The 25,979-nt window shown below is 67.7% G+C and carries 23 protein-coding genes; 14 read left to right on the top strand and 9 right to left on the bottom strand.

The genetic code is table 11. The annotated features are described in order from the left end of the window. Window positions 1–164 precede the first annotated feature (164 nt). The 11 genes from metG (at window position 165) to EV652_RS08165 (ending at window position 10,736) form a co-directional block, all read left to right on the top strand. Window positions 165–1,919, top strand: coding sequence for a methionine--tRNA ligase (metG, locus tag EV652_RS08210; RefSeq protein WP_132208380.1), 1,755 nt, complete (start codon window positions 165–167; stop codon window positions 1,917–1,919). 64 nt (window positions 1,920–1,983) lie between these two features. Further along, window positions 1,984–2,409, top strand: a complete 426-nt coding sequence (locus EV652_RS08205; RefSeq protein ID WP_132208379.1) for an SRPBCC domain-containing protein — start codon at window positions 1,984–1,986, stop codon at window positions 2,407–2,409. Window positions 2,410–2,439: 30 nt separating this feature from the next. Further along, window positions 2,440–3,354 (top strand): TatD family hydrolase, encoded by a 915-nt coding sequence (locus EV652_RS08200; RefSeq protein ID WP_132208378.1) that lies wholly within the window; start codon window positions 2,440–2,442, stop codon window positions 3,352–3,354. 97 nt (window positions 3,355–3,451) lie between these two features. Continuing rightward, entirely contained in the window at window positions 3,452–3,586 is a 135-nt protein-coding gene (locus EV652_RS45750; protein WP_255512581.1) for a hypothetical protein, read from the top strand. After that, entirely contained in the window at window positions 3,568–4,182 is a 615-nt protein-coding gene (locus EV652_RS08195; protein WP_132208377.1) for a nitroreductase family protein, read from the top strand. Before EV652_RS45750 ends, EV652_RS08195 begins: the two co-directional genes overlap by 19 nt. Before the next feature lie 218 nt (window positions 4,183–4,400). Then, window positions 4,401–5,522 (top strand): resuscitation-promoting factor, encoded by a 1,122-nt coding sequence (locus EV652_RS45745; protein ID WP_132208376.1) that lies wholly within the window; start codon window positions 4,401–4,403, stop codon window positions 5,520–5,522. A 22-nt stretch (window positions 5,523–5,544) separates the two neighbouring features. After that, the gene (rsmA, locus tag EV652_RS08185; protein WP_132208375.1) at window positions 5,545–6,426 is read left to right on the top strand and encodes a 16S rRNA (adenine(1518)-N(6)/adenine(1519)-N(6))-dimethyltransferase RsmA; all 882 of its coding nucleotides are present in this window, start codon (window positions 5,545–5,547) and stop codon (window positions 6,424–6,426) included. A gap of 177 nt (window positions 6,427–6,603) precedes the next feature. After that, the gene (locus EV652_RS08180) at window positions 6,604–7,542 is read left to right on the top strand and encodes a 4-(cytidine 5'-diphospho)-2-C-methyl-D-erythritol kinase (RefSeq protein ID WP_132208374.1); all 939 of its coding nucleotides are present in this window, start codon (window positions 6,604–6,606) and stop codon (window positions 7,540–7,542) included. A gap of 45 nt (window positions 7,543–7,587) precedes the next feature. After that, entirely contained in the window at window positions 7,588–7,845 is a 258-nt protein-coding gene (locus EV652_RS08175) for a type II toxin-antitoxin system Phd/YefM family antitoxin (protein ID WP_132208373.1), read from the top strand. Continuing rightward, window positions 7,842–8,231 carry a type II toxin-antitoxin system VapC family toxin gene (locus tag EV652_RS08170; RefSeq protein WP_132208372.1) on the top strand — a complete coding sequence of 130 codons (390 nt, stop codon included), beginning with the start codon at window positions 7,842–7,844 and terminating at the stop codon, window positions 8,229–8,231. The genes EV652_RS08175 and EV652_RS08170 overlap by 4 nt, the downstream gene beginning before the upstream one ends. A gap of 606 nt (window positions 8,232–8,837) precedes the next feature. Continuing rightward, entirely contained in the window at window positions 8,838–10,736 is a 1,899-nt protein-coding gene (locus EV652_RS08165) for an elongation factor G (protein ID WP_132208371.1), read from the top strand. A 177-nt stretch (window positions 10,737–10,913) separates the two neighbouring features. Here the strand turns inward: EV652_RS08165 and EV652_RS08160 are convergent, their stop codons facing one another. Next, on the bottom strand, window positions 10,914–11,756 hold the full coding sequence (locus tag EV652_RS08160; RefSeq protein WP_158441113.1) for a fructosamine kinase family protein: 843 nt from the start codon (window positions 11,754–11,756) through the stop codon (window positions 10,914–10,916). A 130-nt stretch (window positions 11,757–11,886) separates the two neighbouring features. Here EV652_RS08160 and EV652_RS08155 point away from each other — a divergent pair, with 130 nt between their 5' ends. After that, the gene (locus EV652_RS08155; RefSeq protein WP_439649046.1) at window positions 11,887–13,617 is read left to right on the top strand and encodes an ABC-F family ATP-binding cassette domain-containing protein; all 1,731 of its coding nucleotides are present in this window, start codon (window positions 11,887–11,889) and stop codon (window positions 13,615–13,617) included. 458 nt (window positions 13,618–14,075) lie between these two features. On the opposite strand, the gene EV652_RS08150 is transcribed toward EV652_RS08155, so the two are convergent. Next, entirely contained in the window at window positions 14,076–14,573 is a 498-nt protein-coding gene (locus EV652_RS08150; protein ID WP_132208368.1) for a MarR family winged helix-turn-helix transcriptional regulator, read from the bottom strand. Between the two features lie 98 nt (window positions 14,574–14,671). Here EV652_RS08150 and EV652_RS08145 point away from each other — a divergent pair, with 98 nt between their 5' ends. Continuing rightward, the gene (locus tag EV652_RS08145) at window positions 14,672–15,460 is read left to right on the top strand and encodes a methyltransferase domain-containing protein (protein ID WP_132208367.1); all 789 of its coding nucleotides are present in this window, start codon (window positions 14,672–14,674) and stop codon (window positions 15,458–15,460) included. Window positions 15,461–15,463: 3 nt separating this feature from the next. Next, a complete protein-coding gene (locus tag EV652_RS08140) occupies window positions 15,464–15,811 on the top strand; it encodes a VOC family protein (protein ID WP_132208366.1) in 348 nt (115 codons plus the stop codon). A 1-nt stretch (window position 15,812) separates the two neighbouring features. Here EV652_RS08140 and EV652_RS08135 read toward each other — a convergent pair whose 3' ends face one another. The 7 genes from EV652_RS08135 to EV652_RS08105 form a co-directional block, all read right to left on the bottom strand. Next, window positions 15,813–18,275, bottom strand: a complete 2,463-nt coding sequence (locus EV652_RS08135; RefSeq protein WP_132208365.1) for an ABC transporter permease — start codon at window positions 18,273–18,275, stop codon at window positions 15,813–15,815. Between the two features lies 1 nt (window position 18,276). After that, on the bottom strand, window positions 18,277–19,056 hold the full coding sequence (locus EV652_RS08130; protein ID WP_132208364.1) for an ABC transporter ATP-binding protein: 780 nt from the start codon (window positions 19,054–19,056) through the stop codon (window positions 18,277–18,279). 101 nt (window positions 19,057–19,157) lie between these two features. Continuing rightward, on the bottom strand, window positions 19,158–19,829 hold the full coding sequence (locus EV652_RS08125) for a response regulator transcription factor (protein WP_132208363.1): 672 nt from the start codon (window positions 19,827–19,829) through the stop codon (window positions 19,158–19,160). Next, window positions 19,826–21,010 carry a sensor histidine kinase gene (locus tag EV652_RS08120; RefSeq protein ID WP_132208362.1) on the bottom strand — a complete coding sequence of 395 codons (1,185 nt, stop codon included), beginning with the start codon at window positions 21,008–21,010 and terminating at the stop codon, window positions 19,826–19,828. Before EV652_RS08120 ends, EV652_RS08125 begins: the two co-directional genes overlap by 4 nt. A gap of 167 nt (window positions 21,011–21,177) precedes the next feature. Beyond that, a complete protein-coding gene (locus EV652_RS08115) occupies window positions 21,178–21,819 on the bottom strand; it encodes a TetR/AcrR family transcriptional regulator (RefSeq protein WP_132208361.1) in 642 nt (213 codons plus the stop codon). 68 nt (window positions 21,820–21,887) lie between these two features. Beyond that, window positions 21,888–22,895: an acyl-CoA desaturase gene (locus EV652_RS08110; RefSeq protein ID WP_132208360.1), complete on the bottom strand. Its 1,008-nt coding sequence runs from the start codon at window positions 22,893–22,895 to the stop codon at window positions 21,888–21,890. Window positions 22,896–23,592: 697 nt separating this feature from the next. Further along, on the bottom strand, window positions 23,593–25,959 hold the full coding sequence (locus EV652_RS08105; RefSeq protein ID WP_132208359.1) for an arylsulfatase: 2,367 nt from the start codon (window positions 25,957–25,959) through the stop codon (window positions 23,593–23,595). Between the last annotated feature and the right edge of the window lie 20 nt (window positions 25,960–25,979).

Below are 25,979 nucleotides of genomic sequence, written 5' to 3'. Positions count from 1 at the left end.
ACAATCCGGCTGCGTAACCCCGGCGGTCCTTCTACAGTCGGCAGCATGACTGTATTGAATGCCGCGCCTCCGGCGCGGAGGTCATGGGGCTTCAACTCCCGGCCTTCCCTCGTCACTCCAGTCGCTTCGCTCCCTGCGCTCCTCAGTCCAGGCCGGGAGGCCCCATGACCAGCATCCTGTCCGCCGTGGCCTGGCCGTATGCGAACGGTCCCAGGCACATCGGCCACGTCTCCGGCTTCGGTGTCCCCTCCGATGTGTTCAGCCGGTACTTGCGGATGGCCGGTCATGACGTGCTGATGGTGTCGGGGACGGACGAGCACGGTACGCCGATCCTGGTGCAGGCCGAGCGGGAAGGTGTCAGCCCGCGCGAGCTCGCCGATCGGTACAACCGGGTGATCGTCGAGGACCTGCAGGGGCTCGGACTGTCGTACGACCTGTTCACCCGGACCACCACCCGCAATCACTACGCCGTCGCGCAAGAGTTGTTCAGAACCGTTCACCGCAACGGATATCTGGTCCCCAGGACCACGATGGGCGCGATCTCACCGTCGACCGGACGCACTCTGCCCGACCGCTACATCGAGGGCACGTGCCCGATCTGCGGGTACGGCGCCGCGCGCGGTGACCAATGTGACAACTGCGGCAACCAACTGGACGCGATCGACCTCCGCAACCCGCACAGCCGCATCAACGGCGAGACCCCCGTCTTCGTCGAAACCGAGCACTTCTTCCTCGATCTCCCGGCCCTCGCCGACGCGCTCGGCTCCTGGCTGCAGACTCGCAGCGGCTGGCGTCCCAACGTGCTGAAGTTCGCCCTCAACCTGCTCGACGACGTCCGGCCGCGCGCGATGACCCGCGACATCGACTGGGGGATCCCGGTCCCGCTACCGGGCTGGGAGGAGAACGCCAACAAGCGGCTGTACGTGTGGTTCGACGCCGTCATCGGCTACCTGTCCGCCAGCATCGAGTGGGCCCGCCGTACGGGCGATCCGGACGCCTGGCGCAGGTGGTGGTGCGATCCGGACGCACAGTCCTACTACTTCATGGGCAAGGACAACATCACCTTCCACGCCCAGATCTGGCCGGCCGAGCTCCTCGGCTACAACCGAACTCCTGGCCGGTACGGCGCCCTGAACCTGCCGACCGAGGTGGTCAGCAGCGAGTTCCTCACCATGGAGGGCCGGAAGTTCTCGTCGTCCCGCTCGGTGGTGATCTACGTCCGCGACGTCCTCGAACGCTACGGGCCGGACGCGCTGCGGTACTTCATCTCCGTCGCCGGACCCGAGACCCAGGACACCGACTTCACCTGGGCCGAGTTCGTCCGCCGCAACAACGACGAACTGGTCAGCACCTGGGGCAACCTGGTGAACCGGACCGCGTCGATGATCGCGAAGAGCTTCGGTGCGATCCCGGCGGCCGGTCAGCTCACCCCGGCCGACCGCGAACTGCTTGCCGCCAGCAATGAGGCGTTCGGTGCCGTCGGCGACCATCTCCGGCACCAGCGGCTCAAGCTCGCGATCGGCGCGGCGATGCACAACGCGGCCGAGGCGAACCAGTACCTCTCCCAGCAGGCACCCTGGAAAGAGTCCGACCCGGAGCGCAAGGCGACGATCCTGCACGTCGCCGCCCAGGTGGTAGCCGACAGCAACCGACTGCTCGCACCCTTCCTGCCGCACTCGGCCCAACGCGTCCACGAGGCCCTCGGCGGCACGGGGACGTTCCTCCCGCAGCCGGAGATCCACGAGGTCGCCGACCTCGACGGCGGCCCGTCGTACCCGATCATCACCGGCGACTACTCCGCGCAACCGCGGTGGGCGTCGGATCCCGTCGTACCGGGGACTCCGGTGCCGTCGCCGACGCCGATCTTCACGAAGCTGGCACCCGACGTGGTCGAGGAGGAGCTCGCGCGGCTCGGTTGACGCTTTTCTACAAGCGCGTAAGGCGGGGTCGTCGTACGGTCGGGGTAGAGAGGAGTTGAGGGACATGGCCGACTACCTGGCTACTGCGGAGACGGATATCAAGGCATCACCTGCGCGGGTGTGGGAGGTGCTGACCGATCCGGACGAGATCAGGAAGTTCATGTTCGGCGCGGAGGTGAAGACGGACTGGCAGCAGGGGAGTCCGATCACCTGGAGCGGCGAGTACGAAGGCAAGGCGTACGAGGACAAGGGCGAGATCCTGGAGGTCGACCCCGGCCGGACGCTGCGGGTGACGCACTACAGCCCGTTGAGCGGGCAGCCCGACGTACCGGAGAACTACCACACGCTGACCTACACGCTGGACGACCACGGCACCTCGACACACCTGACACTCACCCAGGACAACAACAGCAGCGAGGACGAGGCCGCGCACTCGAAGGGCATGTGGGAGATGCTCGTGGCGAAGGTCAAGGAAGCGTCTGAGGAATAGCGCTGAGGATTAGTCAGTAATCTAGGCCGTATGTCTGCTGACGGTGTGGAGGTCCACCGGCCCACTCGCGAGCGGGCCGCCATCGGGGAGGACGGCCGCTCGCGGGACCGGACCCGGCCGGCGGTGCCCGATCCACTGCCGATGAGTGTGGTCGACGCGCACTGCCATCTCGACATCGCCGACGGCGAGGACGGTGCCTGGCTGAGCCCGGCCGACGCGATCAAGCTGGCGTCGTCGGTCGGGGTCACCCGGATCGTCCAGGTCGGCTGCGACCTGCCGGGCGCGGTCTGGGCGGTCGAGGCCGCGGAGCAGTTCAAGGGCGTCGTCGCCGGCGTCGCCCTGCATCCGAACGAGGCGCCGAAGCTGAAGGCCGTCGGCGAGCTGGACAGCGCGCTGGCCGAGATCGAGCAACTGGCGAAGAGCTCGGACAAGGTCCGGGTGATCGGCGAGACCGGCCTGGACTACTTCCGGACCGGTGAGGACGGCCGGGCCGCGCAGCACGAGTCGTTCGCCGCGCACATCGACCTGGCCAAGCGGCTGGACAAGACGCTGATGATCCACGACCGGGACGCGCATGACGACATCCTGCGGATCCTGGACCGCGAGGGGGTGCCGGACCGGCTGGTGATGCACTGCTTCTCCGGCGACACCGAGTTCGCCCGCGAGTGCGTCAACCGGGGTGCGTTCCTGAGCTTCGCCGGGGTGGTGACGTTCAAGAACGCTCAGTCGCTGCGGGACGCGCTGGCTGTGACCCCGCTCGACCACGTGCTGGTCGAGACGGACGCGCCGTACCTGACTCCGTCACCGCATCGCGGTCAGCCGAACGCGTCGTACCTGATCCCGCACACGGTCCGGAAGATGGCCGGCGTGCTGAACATCTCGGTCGCGGAGCTCTGCGACGCCCTGAACACCAACGCGAACAGGGCCTTCGGCGGCGCATGGTGAAAGTCCTCACGGATGCCGGGCGCAGACGTCGGCGTACGAGCCGCCGTTCATCCTGGTCGGGACGCCGCAGCACGCCCGGCTGACCAGCCTGGGCGCGGTGCTCGCCGGTGACGCGGCCGGCCAGACCGGGCCGGATCAGACCGTGATCTTCTGCTCGGTCGGGCTCGCCGGGACCGAGGCGTACCTGCTGGCGCGGCTGATAGACAGTGCCTCATGGAGTTCAGTGAGGTAGTCCGGCGGCGCCGGATGGTCCGCAACTACGACCCCGATCGCCCGATTCCCGCGGAGATCCGGGAACGCATCCTGGAGAACGGCCTGCACGCACCCTCCGGCGGGTTCAGCCAGGGGTGGGCGTTCCTGACCCTCGAGGGCGACGACCGGGACCGGTACTGGGCCATCACGGCCGAGGATGTCGACGAGAAGTATGTGGAATGGATCACAGGCCTGCGCCGCGCGCCGCTGCTGATCCTGGCCTTCGCGCACAAGGACGCGTACCTCGATCGCTACACCGAGCCGGACAAGGGCTGGACCGATCGCGACGAGTCCCGCTGGACGGCGCCGTACTGGTACGTCGACACCGGGATGGCGGTGCTGCTGATGCTGCAGACGGTCGTCGACGAAGGCCTGGGAGCGTGCTTTTTCGGGCCTCCCGCGGACAAGGTGGGCAAGCTCTACCAGGAGTTCGGGGTGCCGGCCGGGTTCGATCTGATCGGCCTGATGTCGGTCGGCTACCGGGCCCCGGACAAGCGGTCGCCGTCGCTCGAACGAGGTCGCCGGAGTACGGCGGAAGTCGTGCATCGAGGGCAGTGGGGCCATCACGAGGCGTGATCGCCTCATTACACCTTTTTGCGACTCGCCGACGAGAGGATTGGCACTTCCGGGACTTCTTCGTTACTGTCTCGTGATGTTGGCCGGGATCGGGGAAGATCCCGGGCAGCACGCCCCTCGGCGTGAACCGTGGTTTCCGGGCCCTGTTATCCCGGCATTCGCGGCCTGCGCCAGTGCTGTCCGACCCCGTGCCCGGGTAGCCCTACCTGGGAGCGTTAGTGCGTAAGTCCATCATCGTGGCCGTCGGCTTGACGGCTGCGTTTGCCGTCGCGGGCGGCTCCGTGGCCTATGCCAGCAAGAGCAAGACCGTCAGTGTCTCCGTCGACGGCCAGGTGCGGAAGGTGCACACCTTCGGCTCCACCGTGGCAGACGCCCTGAAGGACCAGAAAGTTCAGGTCGGCGAGCACGACGTCGTCGCTCCCTCGCCGGACTCCAAGCTGAAGGACGGCCAGGAGATCGCGGTCGAGTACGGTCGCCAGCTGACCGTCAACGCCGACGGCACCAAGAGGGCGTTCTGGACCACCGCCGACAGCGTCAACGAGGCGCTCGCGGACCTGGGTCTGCGCTACGACACCGCGGCCGTCTTCTCCACCAGCCGCAGCGCGCCGATCGGGCGCGAAGGGCTGGAGCTCGTCGTCAAGACCCCGAAGACCGTGCAGATCGTGCGGCAGGGCAAGGTCGCGACCATCAAGTCGATGGCCGGGACCGTCGGTGAGGCCCTGACCGCGGCCAAGGTCGTCTGGGACAAGGACGACCGGATCAGCCCGGCGCCGGCCACCGCGCTCAAGCCCGGCGTGAACAAGATCGGCTACGTCAAGGTCGACCTGAAGAGGGTCACCAAGACCGAGGCGATCGCGTTCGGGACCGACGAGACCAAGTCGGCCACCGTGCTCGAGGGAACGAAGAAGACCACGGCCGCCGGTAAGGCCGGCCAGAAGTCGATCACGTACCTGTACACCTACCTGGACGGCAAGCTGTCGACCACGAAGGTGGTCACGAGCAAGGTCGTCACCGCGCCGGTCGACGCGAAGGTCACCGTCGGCACCAAGCCGAAGCCGGAGGAGCCGACGACCGACACCGAGCCGCCGGCCACCGGGAACACCAGTGCGTGGGACCGGATCGCCGAGTGCGAGTCGGGCGGCAACTGGGCCACCAACACCGGCAACGGGTACTACGGCGGCCTGCAGTTCAGCCACCAGACCTGGGTCGCGTACGGCGGCGACGCCTACGCCAGCAACGCCCACCTGGCCAGCAAGGCGCAGCAGATCGCGATCGCCGAGAAGGTCCGGGCGGCTCGCGGTGGCTACGGCGACTGGCCGGTCTGCGGTCAGCGCGCCTGACCGGTGCTGCCACACTGACGGGGTGACCTCGTCTGATTCATCCACCTCCGCCGGACCGAGACTTCTCGGTCCGGCGGATGTGCGTTCACTGGCCGCTTCGCTGGGCGTCCGCCCGACCAAGCAGCGCGGCCAGAACTTCGTCATCGACCCGAACACCGTCCGCCGCATCGTCCGGGCCGCGTCGCTCGCCGACGCCGGAGAGACGGTGCTCGAGGTCGGCCCCGGACTGGGTTCGCTGACACTCGCGTTGCTGGCCGCGGGGCATCGGGTCGCCGCGGTCGAGATCGACCCGTTGCTGGCCTCGGCGCTGCCGTCGACGATCGCGTCGTACGCGCCGGATCAGGCCGATCGGCTGACGGTGATCGAGGCGGACGCGATGACCGTCGGGCCGGCCGAGATCGGTACGCCGTCCGCGTGTGTGGCCAACCTGCCGTACAACGTCGCCGTACCGGTGCTGCTGCATCTGCTCGAGGTGTCCGACTCGCTGCGGCACGGGCTCGTGATGGTGCAGTCCGAGGTCGCCGACCGGCTCGCGGCCGGGCCGGGTTCACGCACGTACGGCATACCGTCGGCGAAGGCGGCCTGGTACGCCGAGGTCCGCCGGGCCGGCCCGATCGGGCGGAACGTGTTCTGGCCCGCTCCGAACGTCGACTCGGGACTGGTCGCCTTCGAACGGCGGGAGCCACCGGCCACCTCGGCGACGCGCGAGGAGGTGTTCGCGGTGATCGAGGCGGCCTTCTCGCAGCGGCGCAAGACCGTCCGGTCCGCGCTGGCCCGCTGGATGCCGGACCGCGACCGCCTGGACGAGGTGTTCCGCCGTACCGGGATCGACGCTCAGCTGCGTGGCGAGATGCTCGGGATCACCGAGTTCGCGGCGATCGCCGGTGCGGCTCGGCCTGTATAAGGCACCTAGGGCATGTCCGCCTCCTCCATGCGTGCTGCGCGGCACTCGGCGGGCACCTCGCGGCACTGGGGCAAAGGTCACGATGCTGGGGCATCGCAACCTTCGCCCCAGCACCCCGAGGCACTCCGCCGAGCACCTGCTCGAGACTGCATGGAAGAGACGGACATGCCCTAGCCTGTGCGAGTGCCACCTTCTGCTGAGGTCACGGTGCGGTCCCCGGCCAAGATCAATCTCGGTCTGTCCGTCGGTCCGCCGCGCCCGGACGGGTTCCACCCCGTCGCCACGGTCTACCAGGCCGTTGCCCTGTACGACGATGTCACCGCGGTGGTCCGGGACGACGACGCGTCGATCTCGGTCGAGGTGGTCGGCGACTTCGCGGCCGACGTACCCACGGACGAGACCAACCTCGCGGTGCGGGCGGCGCGGCTGCTGCAGGCCGAGTACGACGTCGAGGAGGGCGTCGAGCTGACCGTCCGGAAGACCATCCCGGTCGCGGGTGGGATGGCGGGTGGTTCGACTGACGCGGCAGCGACTCTGGTGGCGTGCAATCGGCTGTGGGGTCTGCAGTTGTCGCAGACCGAGTTGCAGCATCTCGCGGGCGAGTTGGGCAGCGACGTACCGTTCTGCCTGGTCGGGCACACGGCGCTCGGCCGGGGGCGTGGTGAGCAGGTCACCGAGGTGATGTCGCGCGGGACCTTCCACTGGGTATTCGCGATCGCCGACGGCGGTCTGTCCACACCTGCTGTCTACGGCGAGCTCGACCGGCTGCGTCCGCTGCGCCGCGTCGAGCCTCCGCAAGTCCGCCCCGAGCTCCTCTCGGCCCTGCTCTCCGGCCAGCCAGGCGCCCTCGCGGTTGCTCTCAGCAACGATCTCCAGGCTGCCGCGCTGTCGCTGCGGCCCGAACTCGGCGACACCCTCCAGTTCGGCCTCGACCAAGGCGCCCTGGCCGGCCAGGTCTCCGGCTCCGGCCCCACCTGTGTCTTCCTGGCCGCCGACAGCCGCAGCGCCGTCGACCTGGCGGTGGAACTCGCCGAATCCGGCCTCTGCCGCATGGTCCGCCAAGCCGAAGGCCCAGTCCCCGGCGCCCGAATCCTCCCCGCCACCGTCAACCGCTAGGGCGCGAACCGAGGTACGCTTAGCTAAGCGGACTAAGGAGGGCCGATGGGCGAGCCGGCTGCGGCACAGTTCAACATTCACGAGGCGAAGACCCAACTCTCGCGGATCATCGATCGCGTCGAGCACGGCGAAGAGGTCATCATCAGCCGTGCGGGCCGGCCGGTGGCCAAGGTCGTGCCTCTGCCGACCTCCGTACGGCGGGCCGGCCGGGGTTCGCTCGCCGGCCGGATCCACCGGGCCGACGACTGGGATTCTGCTGAGACGAACGAAGACATCGCCCGCGACTTCGGTCTGCCCTCGTGACGGTTGCCTCGGCCAGACTTCTGCTGGACACGCAGGTGTTGTTGTGGTGGCTCGAAGACAGCCCGGAGCTCTCCGAAAACCTCAAGGACCGGATCGACTCCGAGCTCGAGGTTCATGTCAGCGCGGCCACCGTCTGGGAGCTCTCGATCAAGACCGCGTTGGGGAAACTCGAGATCCCCGATGATCTGACCGAGCTGCTCGAGCAGAGCGGACTGAGCGAGCTGCCGATCCGTTTCCAGCACGCCGAGCGTGCGGGCCGCTTGCCGCCCGTGCATCGGGATCCGTTCGATCGCATGCTGATCGCCCAGGCGCTCACCGAGCGACTCACGCTGGTCACCCGGGACGAGCTCATCCACAAGTACGACGTGCCGATCCTCAAGGCCTGAAAGCCTCAGCCTGGAAGGGATTCTGGGTTCGATGGCGCGAGGGACCGGCGCGGCCCGTCAGGATGGATAGGAGGGATTCGGCGCCGGGGGTGTTGGCTGCGAGGCCGGTGAGGAGCGAGCGGACGGCGAGGGGCGGGTCGAAGTCGTGCGGGTGGAGTGCTGCCGCGGCTCGTCTCAGGTCGGCCTCGGAGAGGGTGGCAGGGACCGGTCCGTTGACCGTGGCAGGCGGAACGATCACAGCGGTCACACCAGTGGGCATGGGTACTCCTACCGTGGGCGGCGGCACGGAGTCGACTCGGTCACTCTCGTCACCGAGTCGATCACAGACGGCGACATTACTCCTTTCGTGGCTCGCCAACCAGCCCAAAACCCCTGAAAACAAAGGGCTTTCGGGTCGGTGGGCCAAGCGAGCGTTTGACTAGGCCGGGGCGCGCTGAAAGGGCACACGGAAAATCAGTCGCGGCTCAATGCGCGGCCGCGCTACCCTCCAAGCGCTTGCCCTCGGACTAGGTGATGAAAGGGAGAACGGGATGCGCTGCGTAGTGATCGACCTCAACAGGACTGATCACTTCGACGCATTCGCGAGGACCCTTGAACTCTCTGACGATGGGCATTGTGGCGCATGTCGACGCCGGTAAGACCAGCCTGACCGAGCGGCTGCTGCACGCCGCCGGTGTGATCGACCGGATCGGCCGGGTCGACGACGGGAACACCCAGACCGACTCGATGGACCTCGAGCGGCGACGTGGGATCACCATCCGTTCGGCGGTGGTGTCGTTCGAGCTGGACGACCTGACCGTCAACCTGATCGACACCCCCGGGCACTCGGACTTCATCGCCGAAGTCGAACGCGCGCTGTCCGTGCTGGACGGCGCGGTGCTGGTGATCTCCGCGGTGGAGGGCGTCCAGGTCCAGACCCGCCTGCTGATGCGCACCCTCCAGCGTCTGCGCATCCCGACGTTGCTGTTCGTGAACAAGATCGACCGCCTCGGCGCCCGGTACGACGACCTGCTGGCCGACGTCGGACGGTTGCTGACCCCGGCCTGCGTGCCGATGGGGTCGGTGCTGGATCTCGGTATCCGGGCGGCACGCTTCGAGCCGTTCGACCTGCAGAACAAGGCGCTGTGCGAACTGCTTGCCGAGCGCAACGACGACTTCCTGGCCCGCTACCTGGAGGAGTCGCTCACGGTGGATGACATCGAGACCGAGCTGCGGCGACAGGTCGGCGCGGCGCAGGTGCACCCGGTCTACTTCGGGTCCGCGATGACCGGTGACGGAGTGTCGGAGGTGATTGCCGGCATCCAGTCCTGGTTGCCGCGCGCAACGGGATCGGCTGCGGAGTCCTTGCAGGCAAGGGTTTTCAAGGTCGAGCGCGGAGCGGCCGGTCAGAAGATCGCGTCGGCGCGGGTGTTCTCCGGCTCGCTGTCGCCGCGTTCGTACGTCGACGTGCACCCGGCGGCAGGTCCGTCGTACCAGGCTCGTCCGAGTGCTGTCGAGCTGTTCGAGCGCGGATCCCGCCGTACCGTCGACCGGGCCGAAGCCGGCCAGATCGTCGCGCTGCGGGGGTTGAAGGATGTCCGGATCGGTGACCACCTCGGCGTCCGCGTCGGCGGCGTCGGACGGTTGTTCGCGCCGCCGACACTCGAGACCGCCGTCAGTGCGCGCGACCGGGTGAAGCTCTTCCAGGCGCTGACACAACTCGCCGAGCAGGACCCGTTGATCCGCGTCCGCAAGGCCGACGACATCACGGTTCATCTGTACGGCGAGGTGCAGAAAGAAGTCATCGCATCACTGCTGGAAAGTGAGTACGGCCTCGACGTCGACTTCAGTGAGACCAGGCCGATCCACATCGAACGGTTGAACGGCGTCGGTACGGCGTACCGGGAGATGGGTGCCCCCGACAACCTCTGGACCGCAACCGTCGGCTTCCGCGTTTCGCCCGGTGACGGCGGCGTCGACTACCGCATCGAGTCCGAGCTCGGAGCCCTCCCGCGAGCCTTCCACACCGCGATCGAGGAATCCGTGGGGCTGACCCTGCAGCAGGGACTCTACGGCTGGGAGATCCCAGACATCGAGGTAGCAGTCACCCACACCGGCTACGACTCAGCCGGCACTGTCGCCGCCGACTTTCGCCGCCTCGTGCCCTTGGTCCTCATGCAGGCCATCGCCGACGCAGGCACCACCGTCCACGAACCCGTCAACCACTTCGACCTGGACGTCCCGCCCGACTCGTTGTCGAAAGTCCTGTCCCTCCTGGCCGAATCCCGAGCCCTGGTAGAACAAACCACGCTCCACGACGACATCGCGACCCTGCAGGGCACCATCCCGGCCGCCACCACCCACCCCTTCGAAACCCACCTCCCCGGCCAAACCCACGGCGAAGGCATCCTCACCACCACCGACACCACCTACACCCCGGCCCCCGCACCAACCCCCACCCGCCCCCGAACCGACGGCAACCCCCTCAACCAGAAGCAATACCTCCTCCACCTCAACCAGGCGTGACGATGACCATTGATGATCAGTGGATCTCGACGAGTGGTCGGATTGGTTGCAGCGGCGGGTGGCTCAGGCGGCTACAGACCTAGCGGTTCTGGACCTGCTGGCCGAACGCGGACGGACCAAGGCAACCAGAGCCACTGCCACCAAAAGGCGTGGGAGCGAGCCCTCGCCGGATGCGAGCTAGTACGGGGCGAGGGTGTCGTGGATTTTGGTGAGGGCGCTTTCGGTGGGGCCGAAGTGGGCTAGGACGCAGAGGTGTTCTCGGAGGTGGAGGAGGGGGAGGCGGTCTTGCCAGCCGGGGGTGAGGGGGTGTGCCTCCTCGTAGGCGGTGAAGAAGTCTTCGGGGATGTTGCCGCAGCCGTCGAGCATGGAGAGTTCGGCTTCGGGCCAGCCGTAATAGACGGCGGGGTCGATCAGGGCCGGGGCCGGGAGGAGGTTGCCGTGCCAGAGGTCGCCGTGGAGGAGGGCTGCGGGCTGCTCCGGGATCAGATCGCGGAGGCGGGCAGCGAGGCGTTCCAGGCGGGTGCGGTCCTCGGCAGGGAGGGCGTTGGCGCAGTTGGGGACTTCGAGGTAGCGGAGGAGGCGGTGTTCGGCGAAGAAGGCGTGGCCGTCCGCCGTCCAGGGGTTTCGCTGGGGGAGTACACCGAGGTAGTTGTCCTGGTGGTAGCCGAACTTGTCCGCGGTCTGCTGGTGCTGGATGGCGAGCCGGTGACCGGCATCACGCCAGAAGTCCGGGGTTTGATCGGCCAGGACGCTTGAGCCGAGGTCGGTGAGGACCAAGAAGCGCTCCGTCACCCGGAGCACTTCCGGTACGACGAACGCGCCGGGTACCCGGAGGGCGTTCAGGCCGTCCGCCTCCAACGTGTACAACCCGGGCGGCGGATCGTCGTGTGTCTTCACGATCACCGACCGGCCGAGCGACGTACGCGCTCGGAAGGTCTTGCTGGCATAACCGCCTTCCAGCACGTCACAGGACACGGGTTCCCCCAGAGCGAGGCCGTCGAGCCAGGAAGGAGTCAGCACATGGACGATCCTGGCATGCGGTCAGTCGTCGGATACCCTGGTCCGCGATATGGCTGGTTCTCCCGCACCTAATCTGGTCAACCTGGAAGCCGTTTCCAAAGGCTTCGGGACTCGGACACTTCTCGACTCCGTGAGCCTCGGCATCGGCCGGGGCGAGCGCGTCGGCGTGGTCGGGCGCAACGGCGACGGCAAGTCGACGCTGCTGCGACTCCTCGCCCGCCGGGAGGAGCCGGACAACGGGCGGATCACCCACAACCGCGACGTCCGGATCGGGTACCTGGGCCAGACTGACGACCTCGACCCCGAGCAAACCGTCCTGCACGCGGTGCTCGGCGACGTCGAGACCTACACCTGGGCGGCCGATCCGCGTGCGCGTTCGGTGATGGAGCATCTGCTCGGCGGAGTCGACCACCAAGCGCTGGTCGGCACCCTGAGCGGTGGTGAACGCCGCCGGGCCTCACTCGCCAGGCTGCTGTGCACCGAGGTGGACCTGCTCATCCTCGACGAGCCCACGAACCATCTCGACATCGAGGCGGTCAGCTGGCTGGCCGACCATGTGGTCGACCGGGCCAGCGCACTCCTCGTCGTCACCCACGACCGGTGGTTCCTCGACGCGGTCTGTACCGACACGTGGGAGGTGCAGAGCGGCAGTGTCGCGTCGTACGACGGTGGGTACGCCGCCTACGTACTGGCCAAGGCGGAACGCGCCCGCACAACTCAGGTCACCGAGGCCAAGCGGCAGAACCTGCTGAAGAAGGAGCTCGCCTGGTTGCGCCGCGGTGCACCGGCCCGCACCAGCAAGCCGAAGTTCCGCATCGATGCCGCCAACGCCCTGATCGAGAACGAGCCGCCGCCCCGCGACAAGCTCGCGCTGTCGCAGCTGGCGACCGCGCGGCTCGGCAAGGACGTGTTCGACGCCGAGGACGTGAGCCTGAGCTTCGGCGACCGGGTGATGCTCAACCACGTCACGTTCCGCCTCGGCCCGGCCGACCGGATCGGGCTGCTCGGTCCGAACGGTGCCGGCAAGACGACGTTCCTCCGAGTCCTCACCGGCCAGTTGCCGCCGGACAGCGGCATCGTCAAGCAGGGCAAGACCGTCCGCGTCGCCAACCTGTCGCAGACCCTCGAGGAGATCGACGGTACGGCGACAGTGCTGCAGCACATCACCGACATCCGTCGTACGGCGGCACTCGCCGGCCGCGGTGGCGAGCTGACGTCGTCGCAGCTGCTGGAGCGGTTCGGGTTCACCGGCGACAAGCTGACGACGCGGATCTCCGACCTGTCCGGTGGTGAGCGCCGGCGGCTGCAACTGCTGCGCATCCTGCTTGACGAGCCGAACGTGCTGATCCTCGACGAGCCGACCAACGACCTCGACGTCGAGACGCTCACCGTGCTCGAGGACTTCCTCGACAGCTGGCCGGGTGTCGTCGTCACCGTCACCCACGACCGGTACTTCCTCGAGCGTGTCAGCGACATGGTCTACGCGATCAGGGGTGACGGCCAGGTCCGCCACCTGCCGCGCGGCGTCGACCAGTACATCGACGAGCTCAGTGGCGAGGCTCCGCGCCGTCCGACGGTCAGCAGTCCGGCCGTCAGCAGTCCGGCCGTCAGTACGACGGAAGAGCCCGACGAGCCGGTGGTTGATGCGGCAGCGGCCCGGGCGGCGAAGAAGGAACTGAACCGGATCGAACGCCAGCTCGCCAAGCTCACCGAGACCGAGGCCAGGTTGCACGACCAGTTGGCCACCAACGCGAGCAACTACGAACGGCTGGCCGAACTCGACACCGAGCTGCGCAAGCTGGCCGAGGAACGGTCCGAACTGGAAACCGCCTGGTTCGACGCGGCCGAACGCGCCGAATGATCGTCAGCGGTGGAAATCGCGCGCTGAGTTAATCCCCAGGTTGTGAACAGCCGCACGATGTCGGTGCCTGTGGAAAACGTGTGGAAACAGAACTGAGTCGCGGCGCCCCCTCCGATCCCCTGTGTTTCGGAGGGCGCGCCGCGACTACCGGGTGAGCGGGCCCCGTGCCGGCCGGCGTTGTTCGGGCCCCGAGCCCCGGACACCGCGCGGCCACTTTCGGCGAACCACCTCTTGCCGCCGAAGTCACCATAAAATTGTACGTTTCGTGGTCGATCAACCACCGACTGTGAGGACCCTAGTGGCCTCGCTCACTCACTGTCGATAGTCGACCGCTACAGCAGTCTCTCGATCTCGTTGCAACTAGCAACGATCGGAACAGGGGCGAAGTGACGGGTCGTCTTTTCGGATTATTCCGGCGAAATTCCCGGTGGTTTCTCTGATGCCCGGAAAAAGGTGGCTCAGTGCTTTTCGAGGTCGAACGGCCGGACCAGCTCGCGCAACACGCGGGCGATCTTCGCCTGGTCGCGATCGCTGATCGAGCCGAGCAGAGTGCGCTCGTGGGCCAGCAGATCGGCCATCGCGGCGTCGACCGCGTCCCGGCCGGCGGCGGTGAGCTGAACCAGCACGCCGCGGCGGTCGCCCGGGTCCGGGAGGCGCTCGACCAGACCGCGAGCGGCGAGGCGGTCGACCCGGTTCGTCATCGTGCCCGAGGTGACCAGGGTCTCCTTCAGCAGCTTGCCGGGGGACAGTTGGTACGGCGCGCCGGCCCGGCGAAGGGCCGCGAGGACGTCGAACTCCCACGACTCCAGGCCGTGGGTCTCGAACGCCTGGCTGCGGGCGCGGTCCAGGTGCCGCGCGAGCCGGCTGACTCGGGACAGCACCTCCATCGGCGCCACGTCGAGGTCGGGGCGTTCTCTGCGCCAGGCTTCGAGCAGCCGATCGACCTCGTCTTCCATGCTGTTGAGATTACGCCATCAAGACTCTTGACATCAAGACAACTCGCATGCCTAGAGTATCTCGACATCAAGATAAATCCTCGGAGAGAGGCAGCAGCATGCGAACGTCACCGGTCTGGAGCCCGAAGCAGTACGGCACGTACGCCGAGGAGCGCGGCCGCCCGTTCGCGGACCTGGTCGGCCGGGTCCGGGCGGACGACGTACGCACGGTGGTCGACCTCGGCTGTGGTCCGGGCAACCTGACCGTGACGCTGCGCGAGCTCTGGCCGCAGGCGACCATCCGCGGGATCGACAGCTCACCCCCGATGATCGAGGCGGCTCAGCAGTACGCCGACGACCAGCTCACCTTCGAGATCGGCGACCTGCTGGAGTGGACCGCCGAGCCGGGATCGCTGGACGTGATCGTCACGAACGCGGTCCTGCAATGGATCCCGGAGCAGCTCGACCTGCTGCCCGGCTTCGTCAAGGCGTTGCGGCCGGGTGGCTGGCTGGCGATCCAGATCCCCGGCAACGGCAACGCCCCGTCGCACTCGATCCTGCGCGACCTGGCCGCGACCGAGCCTTATGCGCAGTACGCGAAGAACGCATCGCTACGAGCCGAGGTCCCCGGCCCGGACACGTACGTCGATGCGCTCAGCGCCGAGGGCTGTGTCGTCGACGCGTGGGAGACGACCTACTACCACCTGCTGCAAGGGGACAACGCCGTACTGGAGTGGGTGAAGGGGACGGGCGCACGGCCGGTGCTGCAGTCGTTGCCGGATGAGATGCGGCAGCGGTTCGAGGACGAGTACGGCGCTCGGCTGGCCGATGTCTACCGGCAGCGCGACTACGGGACGCTGCTGCCGTTCCGCCGGATCTTCGCCGTCGCGCAGAAGCTGGAGGGCTGAGCGATGCGCCTCGACCACGTGCAGGTGTCGTGTCCGCCTGGCGGCGAGGAGATCGCGCGGGCGTTCTACCGCGATGCGCTCGGGATGACCGAGGTGGAGAAACCGCCGCTGCTGCAGGCCCGCGGTGGTTGCTGGTTCCGCGAGGGAACGGCGGAGGTGCATATCGGAGTCGAGCACGACTTCCAGCCGGCCAAGAAGGCGCATCCTGCGCTGGCCGTCGACGACCTGGACGCGCTGGCCGAGAAGCTCGAGAAGCTGGGATATCCGGTGACGTGGGACAACGAGACGATCCCGGGCCGCCGGCGGTTCCACACCGCCGACGGCCACGGGAACAGGGTCGAGATCGTCTGACCTACTCGGTCGCCAGGGCTCCGGCGGGCGCCACCTTGGCGGCCCGTCGAGCCGGGAGCACCGAGGCCAGCAGGCCGGCTACGGCGGCGACTGCGGCGATGATCAGCAGCAGGCTCACGGGTACGGCGTACTCCACGCTGCCGTCAATGGTCTGACCGCCCATCAATGCGCTGGTGCCGGTCCAGCCGTAGATCAGGCCGAGCGCGATCCCGAGGCCGGCGGCAACAAGTGCCATCAGCAACGATTCGACCGCGAGCATGCTGCGCAACTGACGGCGGGTCAGTCCCATGGCCCGCAGCAACGCGTTCTCCCGGGTCCGTTCGAGCACCGACAGGCTGAGCGTGTTGCCGACACCGACCAGCGCGATCAGCACCGAGACCCCGAGCAGTCCGACACCGACGATCAGCAGGACGTCGAAGACCTTGGTGTAGCTACTCCGCTCGGCCAGGCCGCCGTCGACGGAGAGGTCCTTGACCGTCGGGATGGACTGCTCCACCGCTTCGATCACCGCCGAGCCGTCAGCCTTCGGATCGGACGCCAGCCAGAATCCTGTGGTCGGCGCCGTCGCAGACAGCTTCTTCAGGTCCGCCGTGGTGATGGTGATCGGGTCCAGCCCGCCTGCCCGGTGTGCGGTGAGCGTGAGCTTCTGCCCACCGGCCACTACGGTCACCTGGCTGCCGTCCTCGACTCCGAGCATCTTCAGCGTCTGCGAGTCCACCAGTGCGCTACCCGGCGTGAGTTGCGCGGCCAGGGACGGATTGTGGATGACGGAGCCGGCCGCGGCCTGGTCGATCCCGGTCACCGGCACCTCCTCGCTACCGGCCTTGACCCTCACCTGACTGACCGGAACGACCTGGGTGATGCCCTTGATGTCACGCAGTTGCTGCTCGGCACCGGCCGGCATCTTCTCGTCGTAGGCGGCCACCTTGAGATCGACCGGGTACTGCCCGTCCATCGACACGTCGAACGTCCGCCGCACCGACGCGATCCCGACACAGGTGAGGCTGATCAGCGTCACACCGATCAACAGTGCCGACGTGGTGGCCGCCGTACGCCTCGGATTCCGTACGGCGTTCGCGACGGCGATCCGGGCCGGTACGCCGCCACCACGCGCCGGCAGCGCACCGAGCAGCCTGATCAACGCCGGCACCAGCAGCGAACCGGTCGCAAGGATGCCGAGGAACGACAACACGCCGCCTGCGACGCCGATCAGCACCTGGTGAGACGACGCACCCGTCGCCAGCAGGAGTCCACCACCGGCCAGCAACAGGAAACCGAGGACCAGCCGCACTACGCCGGCCTTCGACGCAGCCGCCGGAGCAGTCTCCGGCCGCAGCGCGGCCAGCGGAGAGACCTTGGTCGCCCGACGAGCCGGTACGACGGCCGCCGCGATCGTGGCCACGGTACCCAGCGCGAACGGCAGTAGCAGCGACCACAGGTCGAGGTGCAGAGACACCGGCGGGAGGCCCCAGTCGAACTCGCGGGCCAACGCGAGCACCAGAGCGGACAGCGCGACACCGAAGACGACGCCGATCGCCGACGCGACCGCACCGACGACGGACGCTTCGGCGAGGACGGACGAGAACACCTGCTTGCGCGACGCGCCGACGCAGCGCAGCAACGCCATCTCACGGGTGCGCTGGGCGATCACGATGGTGAAGGTGTTGCCGATCACCAGGCAGGCGACGAACAGCGCGATCAGGGCGAACATGCCGAGCACGCCGCCGAGGACGTCGATGCCGTTCGTGAAGCCCTTCACCTCGTGATCGATCCAGGCCTGGCCGGTGTAGACCTTCAGGTCACCGGAGACGACGCCTTGGGCCGCGGTAGCGAGGGTCTGCTGGTCGACGCCGGGCTTGGCGGCGAGCGCGACCGCCCTGATGAACGCGTCCGGCTCGAAGATCTTCAGCGCGGCCGGGGTCGCGACCGCCGACGCCGGTCCGACCGTGTTCTTGTCGTCGAGCAGACCGACCACGGTGACGTTCCACGACTTGCCGGTATACGCGTTGATCCGCAATGTCTGTCCGACCGAGACCTGGTGCTTGGCCGCGAGCTTGGCCGGCAGGGCGATCTCGTTCGTGGCGGTCGGCAACCGTCCGGACGACGTACCAGGACCGGCGATCCGGGTGGTGTCGTAGAGCGCGTCGATGCCGAGGCCCGCCGGGCGGACCAGGTCGGGGAACGAGGCGGTCAGGTAGGCGCTCGTGAGCGTGACGACCGAGTCGGCCTGCGGGAGCTTCTGGAGCTTGGCGAGATCGGCCGGCGTGACCTCGGCGTTCTCCGGGTAGACCACGGTGTCGACGCCGCGGAACTGCGCGCCGATCGTCTCGTCGACGCCGTTCGACGCGGAGGCGTGCGCGGTCAGTGCCAGGGTGCCGAAGCCGACCCCGAGCACGATCGCCAGACAAGCGGCGATCAGGCGGCCCAGGTGGGCGCGCAGTGCGGACAGGATGGAGCGTCGCACCTCAGGCCCCCAGCTGCCGCAGGGCGTCGAGCACGGTCTCCGGGGTCGGCTCGAGCAGCTCGCCGGCAAGCTTGCCGTCGGCAAGCATCACGACGCGGTCGGCGTACGACGCGGCCAGCGGGTCGTGGGTGACCATGACGACGGTCTGACCGAACTCGCGCACCGATCGGCGCAGGAAGCCGAGCACCTCGGCGCCGGACTTGGAGTCCAGGTTGCCGGTCGGCTCGTCCGCGAACACGACCTCGGGCCGGCCGATCAGCGCGCGGGCCACCGCGACCCGTTGCTGCTGACCGCCGGACAGCTCCGACGGCCGGTGTGTGAGCCGGTCCGCCAGCCCGAGTACGTCGATCAGCGTCGCGAACCACTGCTGGTCGGCCTTGCGGTTGCCGAGCTCGAGCGGGAGCAGGATGTTGTCCTTCGCGGACAGCATCGGAAGCAGGTTGAAGGACTGGAACACGAAGCCGACCCGGTCCCGGCGGATCTTGGTCAGCTCGGCGTCCGGGAGCTGGGTCAGCTCGGTCTCGCCGAGCAGCACCTGCCCGCTGGTCGGGGTGTCCAGGCCCGCGAGGCAGTGCATCAGCGTCGACTTCCCCGAACCGGACGGGCCCATGATCGCGGTGAACCGGCCGACCCCGAAGTCGACCGACACGCCGTCGAGCGCGGCCACCGCGGTGTCACCCTGCCCGTACACCTTGCGTAGCTCGTGCGCCCGGATCGCGGTCCGCGGTACCCCGTCCTGCGGCAACCGCCCCGCCGCAAGCTCACCGGTCTGCAAACTCATGTCACTCCTCAACTCAACGGACTGTCGTTGGTCAAGAAGTTAGTGATTCCGCCGGGAGATCTCGTCGGACCGCAGGCTGGAGTCGGCGTAGTACCTGGGTATTACTTGGTGGGTCTGACCAAGCCCGTTTCGTAGCCGAGGACCACCAGGGCGACCCGGTCGCGCAGGCCGGTCTTGGCCAGGATCCGGCCGATATGGGTCTTGACCGTTGCCTCGGACAACGTGAACAGCGTGGCGATCTCGGTGTTCGACAGCCCGCGGGCCACCTCGACCAGGACCTCGCGTTCCCGGGCGGTCAGGTCGGCCAGGTCCGGCCGCTCAACCTCGGCGTCGGGCAGTGCTCCGGCGAAATGCTCCAGCAGGCGTTTCGTCGTACTCGGGGAGACGACGGCATCACCGGAGTGCACCTGCCGGATCGCCGACAGCAGGTCGGCCGGCGGCGTGTTCTTGAGCAGGAAGCCGGCCGCGCCGGCCTTGATCGCGGCGAACGCGTACTCGTCCAGGTCGAAGGTGGTCAACACGATCACCTTCGGTGCCTGCGGCAACGACTGCAGCCGGCGGGTGGCCTCCACCCCGTCCAGCCGCGGCATCCGGACGTCCATCAGGACGACGTCGGACGCGGTGACCTGGATCTTCTCGATCGCCTCGCCGCCGTCGCCGGCCTGGCCGACCACCCGCATGTCCGGCTGGGAGTCCACCAGCATCGTGAATCCGGCCCTGACCAGCTCCTGGTCGTCCACCAGGAAAACCCTGATCACGTCCGTCTCGCTCACTGCTGTCCTCCAGTCGGAAGGTGGTACGGGAGCTTGGCGATCACCTCGTAACCGCCGCCCGCCTTCGGTCCGGCGCTCACCGTACCGCCGGAGATCGAGGCGCGCTGCCGCATCCCGACCAGACCGTGACCCGGATCCGAGGTCGGCGCGACCCCGCCACCCCGGCCGTCGTCGGTGACCGCCACGGTCAGCATCTCGCGACCGAAGTCCAGCCGGACGGAGGTCCGTGCTCCCGGCCCGGCGTGTTTCAGCGTGTTGGTCAGACCTTCCTGCACGATCCGGTACGCCGTCAGGCCGAGCAGCGCGGGCAGATCACGCGGTTCGCCGGTCACCTGGTAGTCGACGGTGAGCCCGGTGTCGCGGACGTTGTCGATCAGCTCGGGCAGGCTCGAGACACCCGGTTGGGGGCGTGGCTGGTTCGGGTCGAGATCGAGTTGTTCGTCCTGTTTGAGCAGGCCGAGCATCTTGCGCATCTCGGTCAGCGAGGCGCGGCCGGTGTCGCCGATCGTCGCGAGTGCCTTCTTCGCCTGCTCGGGTGACTGGTCCGCGGCGTACAGACCGCCGTCGGCCTGGACGATCATGATCGACAGGCCGTGCGCGACCACGTCGTGGATCTCCCGGGCGATCCGGGTCCGCTCGTTGGAGACGGCCAGCTTGGCCTCGCGGTCGCGGTCCCGCTCGAGTTGGGCGGCCCGCTCCTCGAGTTGAGCGACGTACAGGCGACTGGTGCGGCGGCGTTCGCCGAACGCCCAGACGCCGAACACGAGAGCGCCGAGGGCGACCATCATGGTGACCTGCTGGCGCCAGTCCGAGTTCGACCAGTACCGCGAGGTCGCCATCAGGACGCCGAGGCCGCCGACCCCGAGGGCGATCCGGCTGTAGCGGACCGCGCCGTACACGGAAATCGTGTAGAGGGCGACGAGCAGGCCGACGTTGGCGGGCATCAGCCGGGCTCCGACCAGCCACTGCAGCGTGGCGACCGCGGACACGCCGAAGAAGACGAGCTCAGGGTGGGTACGGCGCCAGACCAGCGGCACCAGCATGCCGAAGCCCAAGACTCCCGCGAAGCCCTCCTGTGCGATGCCCAGGAGCCCTAGGACCATGCACATCCCGCCCGCGAGCAGCAGGTCGAACGCCTTGCTGCGGGCAGGCACGGGCCGCGCGGTGAGGATCCCCGTCATGCGGGCCAGGTTACGGGGATCAGTCGCCCGGGAGGTCATTCCATGGGCGGATGTCGACGTACGACCGGGGACCTAACGACAGGAGGTAGTGGTGCGCAACCGGGTCGGCGAGGGTGGCTCACGCTCGGCGGCCGGCCGGAGATCGCCGTACCTCCTGTCCTTCGGACCTACTTGTGCGGTCTCGTCGACAGGGTGGGCTTGGCCTCGAGGCCGGACAGGCCGTTCCAGGCGAGGTTGACCAGGTGGGCGGCGACGTCCGGTTTCTTCGGCTTGCGGGCGTCCAGCCACCACTGACCGGTGAGCGCGACCATGCCGACCAGCATCTGCGCGTACATCGGCGCGTTCTTCGGGTCCAGGCCGCGGCGCTTGAACTCCTCGGCCAGGATGTGCTCGACCCGGGTGCCGACATCGCTGAGGATCGAGATGAACGAGCCGCTCGACGACCCGACCGGCGAGTCGCGCACCAGGATGCGGAAGCCGTCGGAGTTGTTCTCGATGTAGTCCAGCAGCGCGAGCGCCGCCTGCTCCACCAGTTCGTGCGCGCGCCCGGCCGTGAGCGACTGGGTGACACCGTCGAGCAGCGCCCGGACCTCGCGGTCCACGACGACGGCGTACAGGCCTTCCTTGCCGCCGAAGTGTTCGTACACGACCGGCTTGGAGACCTCGGAGCGCGCCGCGATCTCCTCGACCGATGTCGCCTCGAACCCCTTCTGGGCGAACAGGCCACGGGCGATGGTGATGAGTTGTTCGCGACGTTCGGCACTCGTCATCCGGATTCGGCCGGTCCGCCGCGGTTTGGGTTCCGTCACGTCGAGATCACGTCAGCATCATGCCGTACTCGGGTGTTGCCGGGGTGCGATTTACTGCCGGTGATGCCTCAAGCCGCCGCTTTCAGCGGCGTCTTGGCGTTCGCATCGACCCGGCGGGCCTCCAGGCGCTCGCGCACCGGCCAGCGGACATCGCTGACCCAGCCCATCTTCTCGAAGAACCAGATGGAGCGGGCCGACGTGTCGAGTTGGCCGCGGAGTACGCCGTGTCGCGCGCAGGTCGGGTCGGAGTGGTGCAGGTTGTGCCACGACTCGCCCTGGCTCAGGATCGCCAGCCACCACACGTTGCCGGACTTGTCCCGGCTCTTGAACGGCCGGTCTCCGATGGTGTGGCAGATCGAGTTGATCGACCAGGTGACGTGGTGCAGCAGCGCGATCCGGACCAGGCTGGCCCAGAAGAACGCGGTCAGCGCGCCCTCGATCGACCACGACCAGAGCCCGCCGATGACGGCCGGCGCGAGCAGCGAGATCGTCACCAGCAGCGGGAACATCCGGGACACCCTGATGATGTCCTTGTCCTTCAACAGATCCGGCGCGTACTGCCGCTGCGGGGTCTGCTCGGTGTCGAACAGCCAGCCGATGTGCGCGTGCAGGAATCCCTTGGTCAGCGCGCCGAGGCTGGTGCCGTACTTCCACGGGCTGTGCGGGTCGCCGTCGCGGTCGGAGAACTTGTGGTGCTTGCGGTGGTCGGCCACCCAGCGGATCACCGGGCCCTCGATCGCCAGCGAGCCGGCGATGGCGAGCGCGTACTTCATCGGCCGGTTCGGCTTGAACGACTTGTGCGTGAACAGCCGGTGGAAACCGATCGAGATGCCGTGGCCGGCGACCGTGTAGAAGACCACCGCGATCACGATGTCACGCCAGCCCAGGAACCCGCCCCACGCGATCGGTACGGCGGCCAGGACGGCAAGGAATGGAATACCGATGAACAACGCCAGGGCCACCTGCTCCCACGGGCGCTTCTGCTCACCCCCGAGCGTTCCGGTGTCGACGTCGAGCTCGTCGGCCTGCTGGGCGCGGGTGGGCGCCTCCGGTGCGGCAACGGCGGGTGGAGTCATTGGCGTGTTTCCCTCGGCTGGAGGACTGCTTACCTACGCTACCGTAACCTACGGAGGCGTAGGTAAGGAACCCCTCAGCGTGTTGTGCGCCCCATTCATGGCAAACTGTCCCGGCGACCACGATCCCCCGTGGGGTACTCGGCAGCCCGCGAGACTTTGAATCTCGAAGACCAGGATCGAAACCTGGCGGGGGAGCAACAAGAACCCCCAGGTCAGAGCGCTTCTGACCTAGGGGTTCTGTCATGCCGGGACCGTTTTGCCAACGGACTTGCTAACAAACGACCAAGGCCGGTCCCTCGTCGTCGGGGGAGACAATCATCCACGGTCTGCCGTCTGGATCCTCGTGGTACCAATCCTGGAGCCCAGGCATACGCGCCGAGAGCTCATCGAAGAAACCTCGCTCCGCCGTCGTCGGGTCACTGTCTCTCACCTGACGAGTTTGTCATGCGGGCTCGGCTGTCGCACCGTTTCCCACGGCAGCGCATCAGCTGTCAACGACCCACACCCGATGGGTCAGGGCCCCGGACTTGCATCCCACGCGTCGCCACGCGCGCTCCGCCAACTGGCGTGCGCCAGGTCTTGAAGCCTGCCGGCCTCGTGACGGGGTCCACGAGGCGCCAACGTGCGGATTGCGGATGTCCGAGTGGTGCGGTCGGTGCAGGGATGCCTGCGTTTGATGCGCCACCCGGACTGGCCGTTATTGGCGGGCCATGGCTACTTTCATGTCGGTTGCGGTGTCGACGATGAGGTCTCCGGAGAGGTCGATGGTGACGCGCTTGAGGGTGCCGGTGAAGGGGAAGTCGTCCTGGTAGTAGTCACTCGCCACCCGGCTGCCGCCGTCCCGGCCGCAGGTGAGGCCCTCGCTGCTGAAGATGTTGGGCACGGTGTGCGGCATGTCGACGGCACCGACGAGCTTGCCGTCGATGTAGAGCTGGCCCTGGGCGGGCGCTCCTTTCCCAGCCTGGAAGTCTGGTTTACCTGTCGGTTCGAACTCGTATCGCAACGCGACATCGCCTCGGGGTACGTCCGTGTCGGATACGACGATGAACATGTCGCGGCCGAGGAAGTTGTAGGCGCAGTGCAGCTTGCTGTCCTTCACGAACAGGCAGTAGCCGCCGACGCGGCCGCCGTGCGCCAGTAGCACCCCTTCAGCGCCGCTGTCCGGGACATGTACGTCGGCTGTGATGCTGAATGCCCGGTTGTAGACCTTCGGGGCAGCTGAGAACGGTACCGGTGCTCCGCCGGGGTAGTAGACGAAAGTGTCCCGTGGCTTGGCGATGGAGGGGCGCTCGACGTTGAGTCGCTGGAGCATCGAGCCGTCGATCGGCATCACGTCGTACTTGCCGGCCTCGGCCCACCAGCGGCCGACCATGTCGATCACCTTGTCGCGGTTCTCGGCGGCCAGGTTCTTGGTCTCCGCGTAGTCGTTGGTGAGGTCGTACAGTTCCCAGTCGTTCGCTTCGAGGTCAGCGAGGATTGTGCCGTCGATGGGGTCCCCGTAGTGGCGCCCCTTCTTCGCTGCCTCGGTGAAGCTCGGCCCGGGCCACGGGCAGACTGCGCGCCAGCCGTCGTGGTAGATCGCGCGGTGGCCGAACATCTCGAAGTACTGCGTGTGGTGTCGGGTCTCGGCATCAGCTGCGTCGAAGGTGTGCGCGAAGCTCACGCCCTCGATCGGTGCCTGGGTCACACCGCGAATGTCCTTGGGCGGATCCACGCCGAGTGCGTCGAGCACCGTGGGGACCAGGTCGATGATGTGGGCGTACTGGCGTCGGATCTCGCCTCGTGCGGAGATCTGCGCCGGCCACGACACGATGCACGGGTCGGTGGTGCCGCCGCGGTAGGTCTCGCGCTTCCACCGTCGGAAGGGGGTGTTGCCGGCGTTCGTCCAGCCCCAGGCGTAGTGGTTGAAGACGTTGGGGCCACCGATCTCGTCGATCCGTTCGAGGTTCTCGTCCATCGACTCCGGCACGTTGTTGAAGAACATCATCTCGTTGAGTGAACCGACCGGTCCGCCCTCGGAGCTGGCGCCGTTGTCGGAGATCAGCAGGAAGAGGGTGTTGTCGAGCTCGCCGATCTCCTCCAGGAAGCTGATGACGCGTCCGAACTCGTGGTCGGTGTAGCTGACGAAGCCGGCGTACACCTCCATCATCCGCGCGTAGACGCGTTTCGCGTTCTCCGGCAGGGTGTCCCACTCAGGGACGTCGGGGTCGTGGGCGGACAGCTCTGTGCCGGGCGGGATGATGCCCATCTCCAGTTGGCGGGCGTGGACGACCTTGCGGTACTCGTCCCAGCCCCCGTCGAACTTGCCCTTGTACTTGTCGGCCCACTCCTTCGACACATGGTGCGGCGCGTGGCCGGCGCCGGTGCAGTAGTGCAGGTAGAACGGCTTGTCCGGGGCGTTGACGTGCGCGTCCTTGACGAACTCGATCGCCCTGTCGGCCAGGTCGCTGCTCAGGTGGTAGCCGTCCTCGGGACGTGCGGGCGGTTCGACCGAGTGGTTGTCGTAGACCAGCTCGGGATACCACTGGTTGGTGTCGCCCCCGAGGAAGCCGTAGAACCGCTCGAAACCACGACCGAGGGGCCAGCGGTCGTAAGGACCTGCTGGGGTCTCGTGTTCGGGTGGAGAGAGGTGCCACTTGCCGACCAGGAAGGTGTTGTAGCCCTGCGGCCGCAGCATCTCGCTGAGCATGCCCTTGTCGAACGGCAGGATGGCGTTGTACCCGGGGTAACCGGTGGACGTCTCGGCGATGGTAGCCAGGCCCAGCGAGTGGTGGTTCCGCCCGGTGAGGATGGCTCCGCGTGATGGTGAGCAGAGCGCCGTGGTGTGCATGTTGGTGTAGCGCAGGCCGTTGTTCGCCAACTGGTCCAGCACCGGCGTTTCCACCAGTCCGCCGAAACACGACAGCTGCCCGAAGCCGACATCGTCGAGGACGAACATCAGCACGTTCGGCGCTCCCTCGCGTGCTTGCGGCGGTGTCGGCCACGCCGGACTCGACTCGTCACTCGTGCGACCGATAACCCCCGAGAACGGCTCACCGTCCGCATATGTGACCAACTCGCCCATCTGCCGCAACCCCTCTTCGT

It is taken from the genome of Kribbella steppae (assembly GCF_004342025.1).
Classification (GTDB): Bacteria; Actinomycetota; Actinomycetes; order Propionibacteriales; family Kribbellaceae; genus Kribbella; species Kribbella steppae.
The sequence above is the reverse complement of the archived record's forward strand: the minus strand, read 5'-3'. Positions and strand labels throughout refer to the sequence as shown.

Coding starts and splice junctions, on each gene's coding strand:
- metG (WP_132208380.1), top strand. CDS start 165: ATGACCAGCATCCTGTCCGCCGTGGCCTGGCCGTATGCGAACGGTCCC.
- EV652_RS08205 (WP_132208379.1), top strand. CDS start 1,984: ATGGCCGACTACCTGGCTACTGCGGAGACGGATATCAAGGCATCACCT.
- EV652_RS08200 (WP_132208378.1), top strand. CDS start 2,440: ATGTCTGCTGACGGTGTGGAGGTCCACCGGCCCACTCGCGAGCGGGCC.
- EV652_RS08195 (WP_132208377.1), top strand. CDS start 3,568: ATGGAGTTCAGTGAGGTAGTCCGGCGGCGCCGGATGGTCCGCAACTAC.
- EV652_RS08175 (WP_132208373.1), top strand. CDS start 7,588: ATGGGCGAGCCGGCTGCGGCACAGTTCAACATTCACGAGGCGAAGACC.
- EV652_RS08165 (WP_132208371.1), top strand. CDS start 8,838: ATGGGCATTGTGGCGCATGTCGACGCCGGTAAGACCAGCCTGACCGAG.
- EV652_RS08150 (WP_132208368.1), bottom strand. CDS start 14,573: ATGGAAGACGAGGTCGATCGGCTGCTCGAAGCCTGGCGCAGAGAACGC.
- EV652_RS08145 (WP_132208367.1), top strand. CDS start 14,672: ATGCGAACGTCACCGGTCTGGAGCCCGAAGCAGTACGGCACGTACGCC.
- EV652_RS08140 (WP_132208366.1), top strand. CDS start 15,464: ATGCGCCTCGACCACGTGCAGGTGTCGTGTCCGCCTGGCGGCGAGGAG.
- EV652_RS08130 (WP_132208364.1), bottom strand. CDS start 19,056: ATGAGTTTGCAGACCGGTGAGCTTGCGGCGGGGCGGTTGCCGCAGGAC.
- EV652_RS08120 (WP_132208362.1), bottom strand. CDS start 21,010: ATGACGGGGATCCTCACCGCGCGGCCCGTGCCTGCCCGCAGCAAGGCG.
- EV652_RS08110 (WP_132208360.1), bottom strand. CDS start 22,895: ATGACTCCACCCGCCGTTGCCGCACCGGAGGCGCCCACCCGCGCCCAG.
- EV652_RS08105 (WP_132208359.1), bottom strand. CDS start 25,959: ATGGGCGAGTTGGTCACATATGCGGACGGTGAGCCGTTCTCGGGGGTT.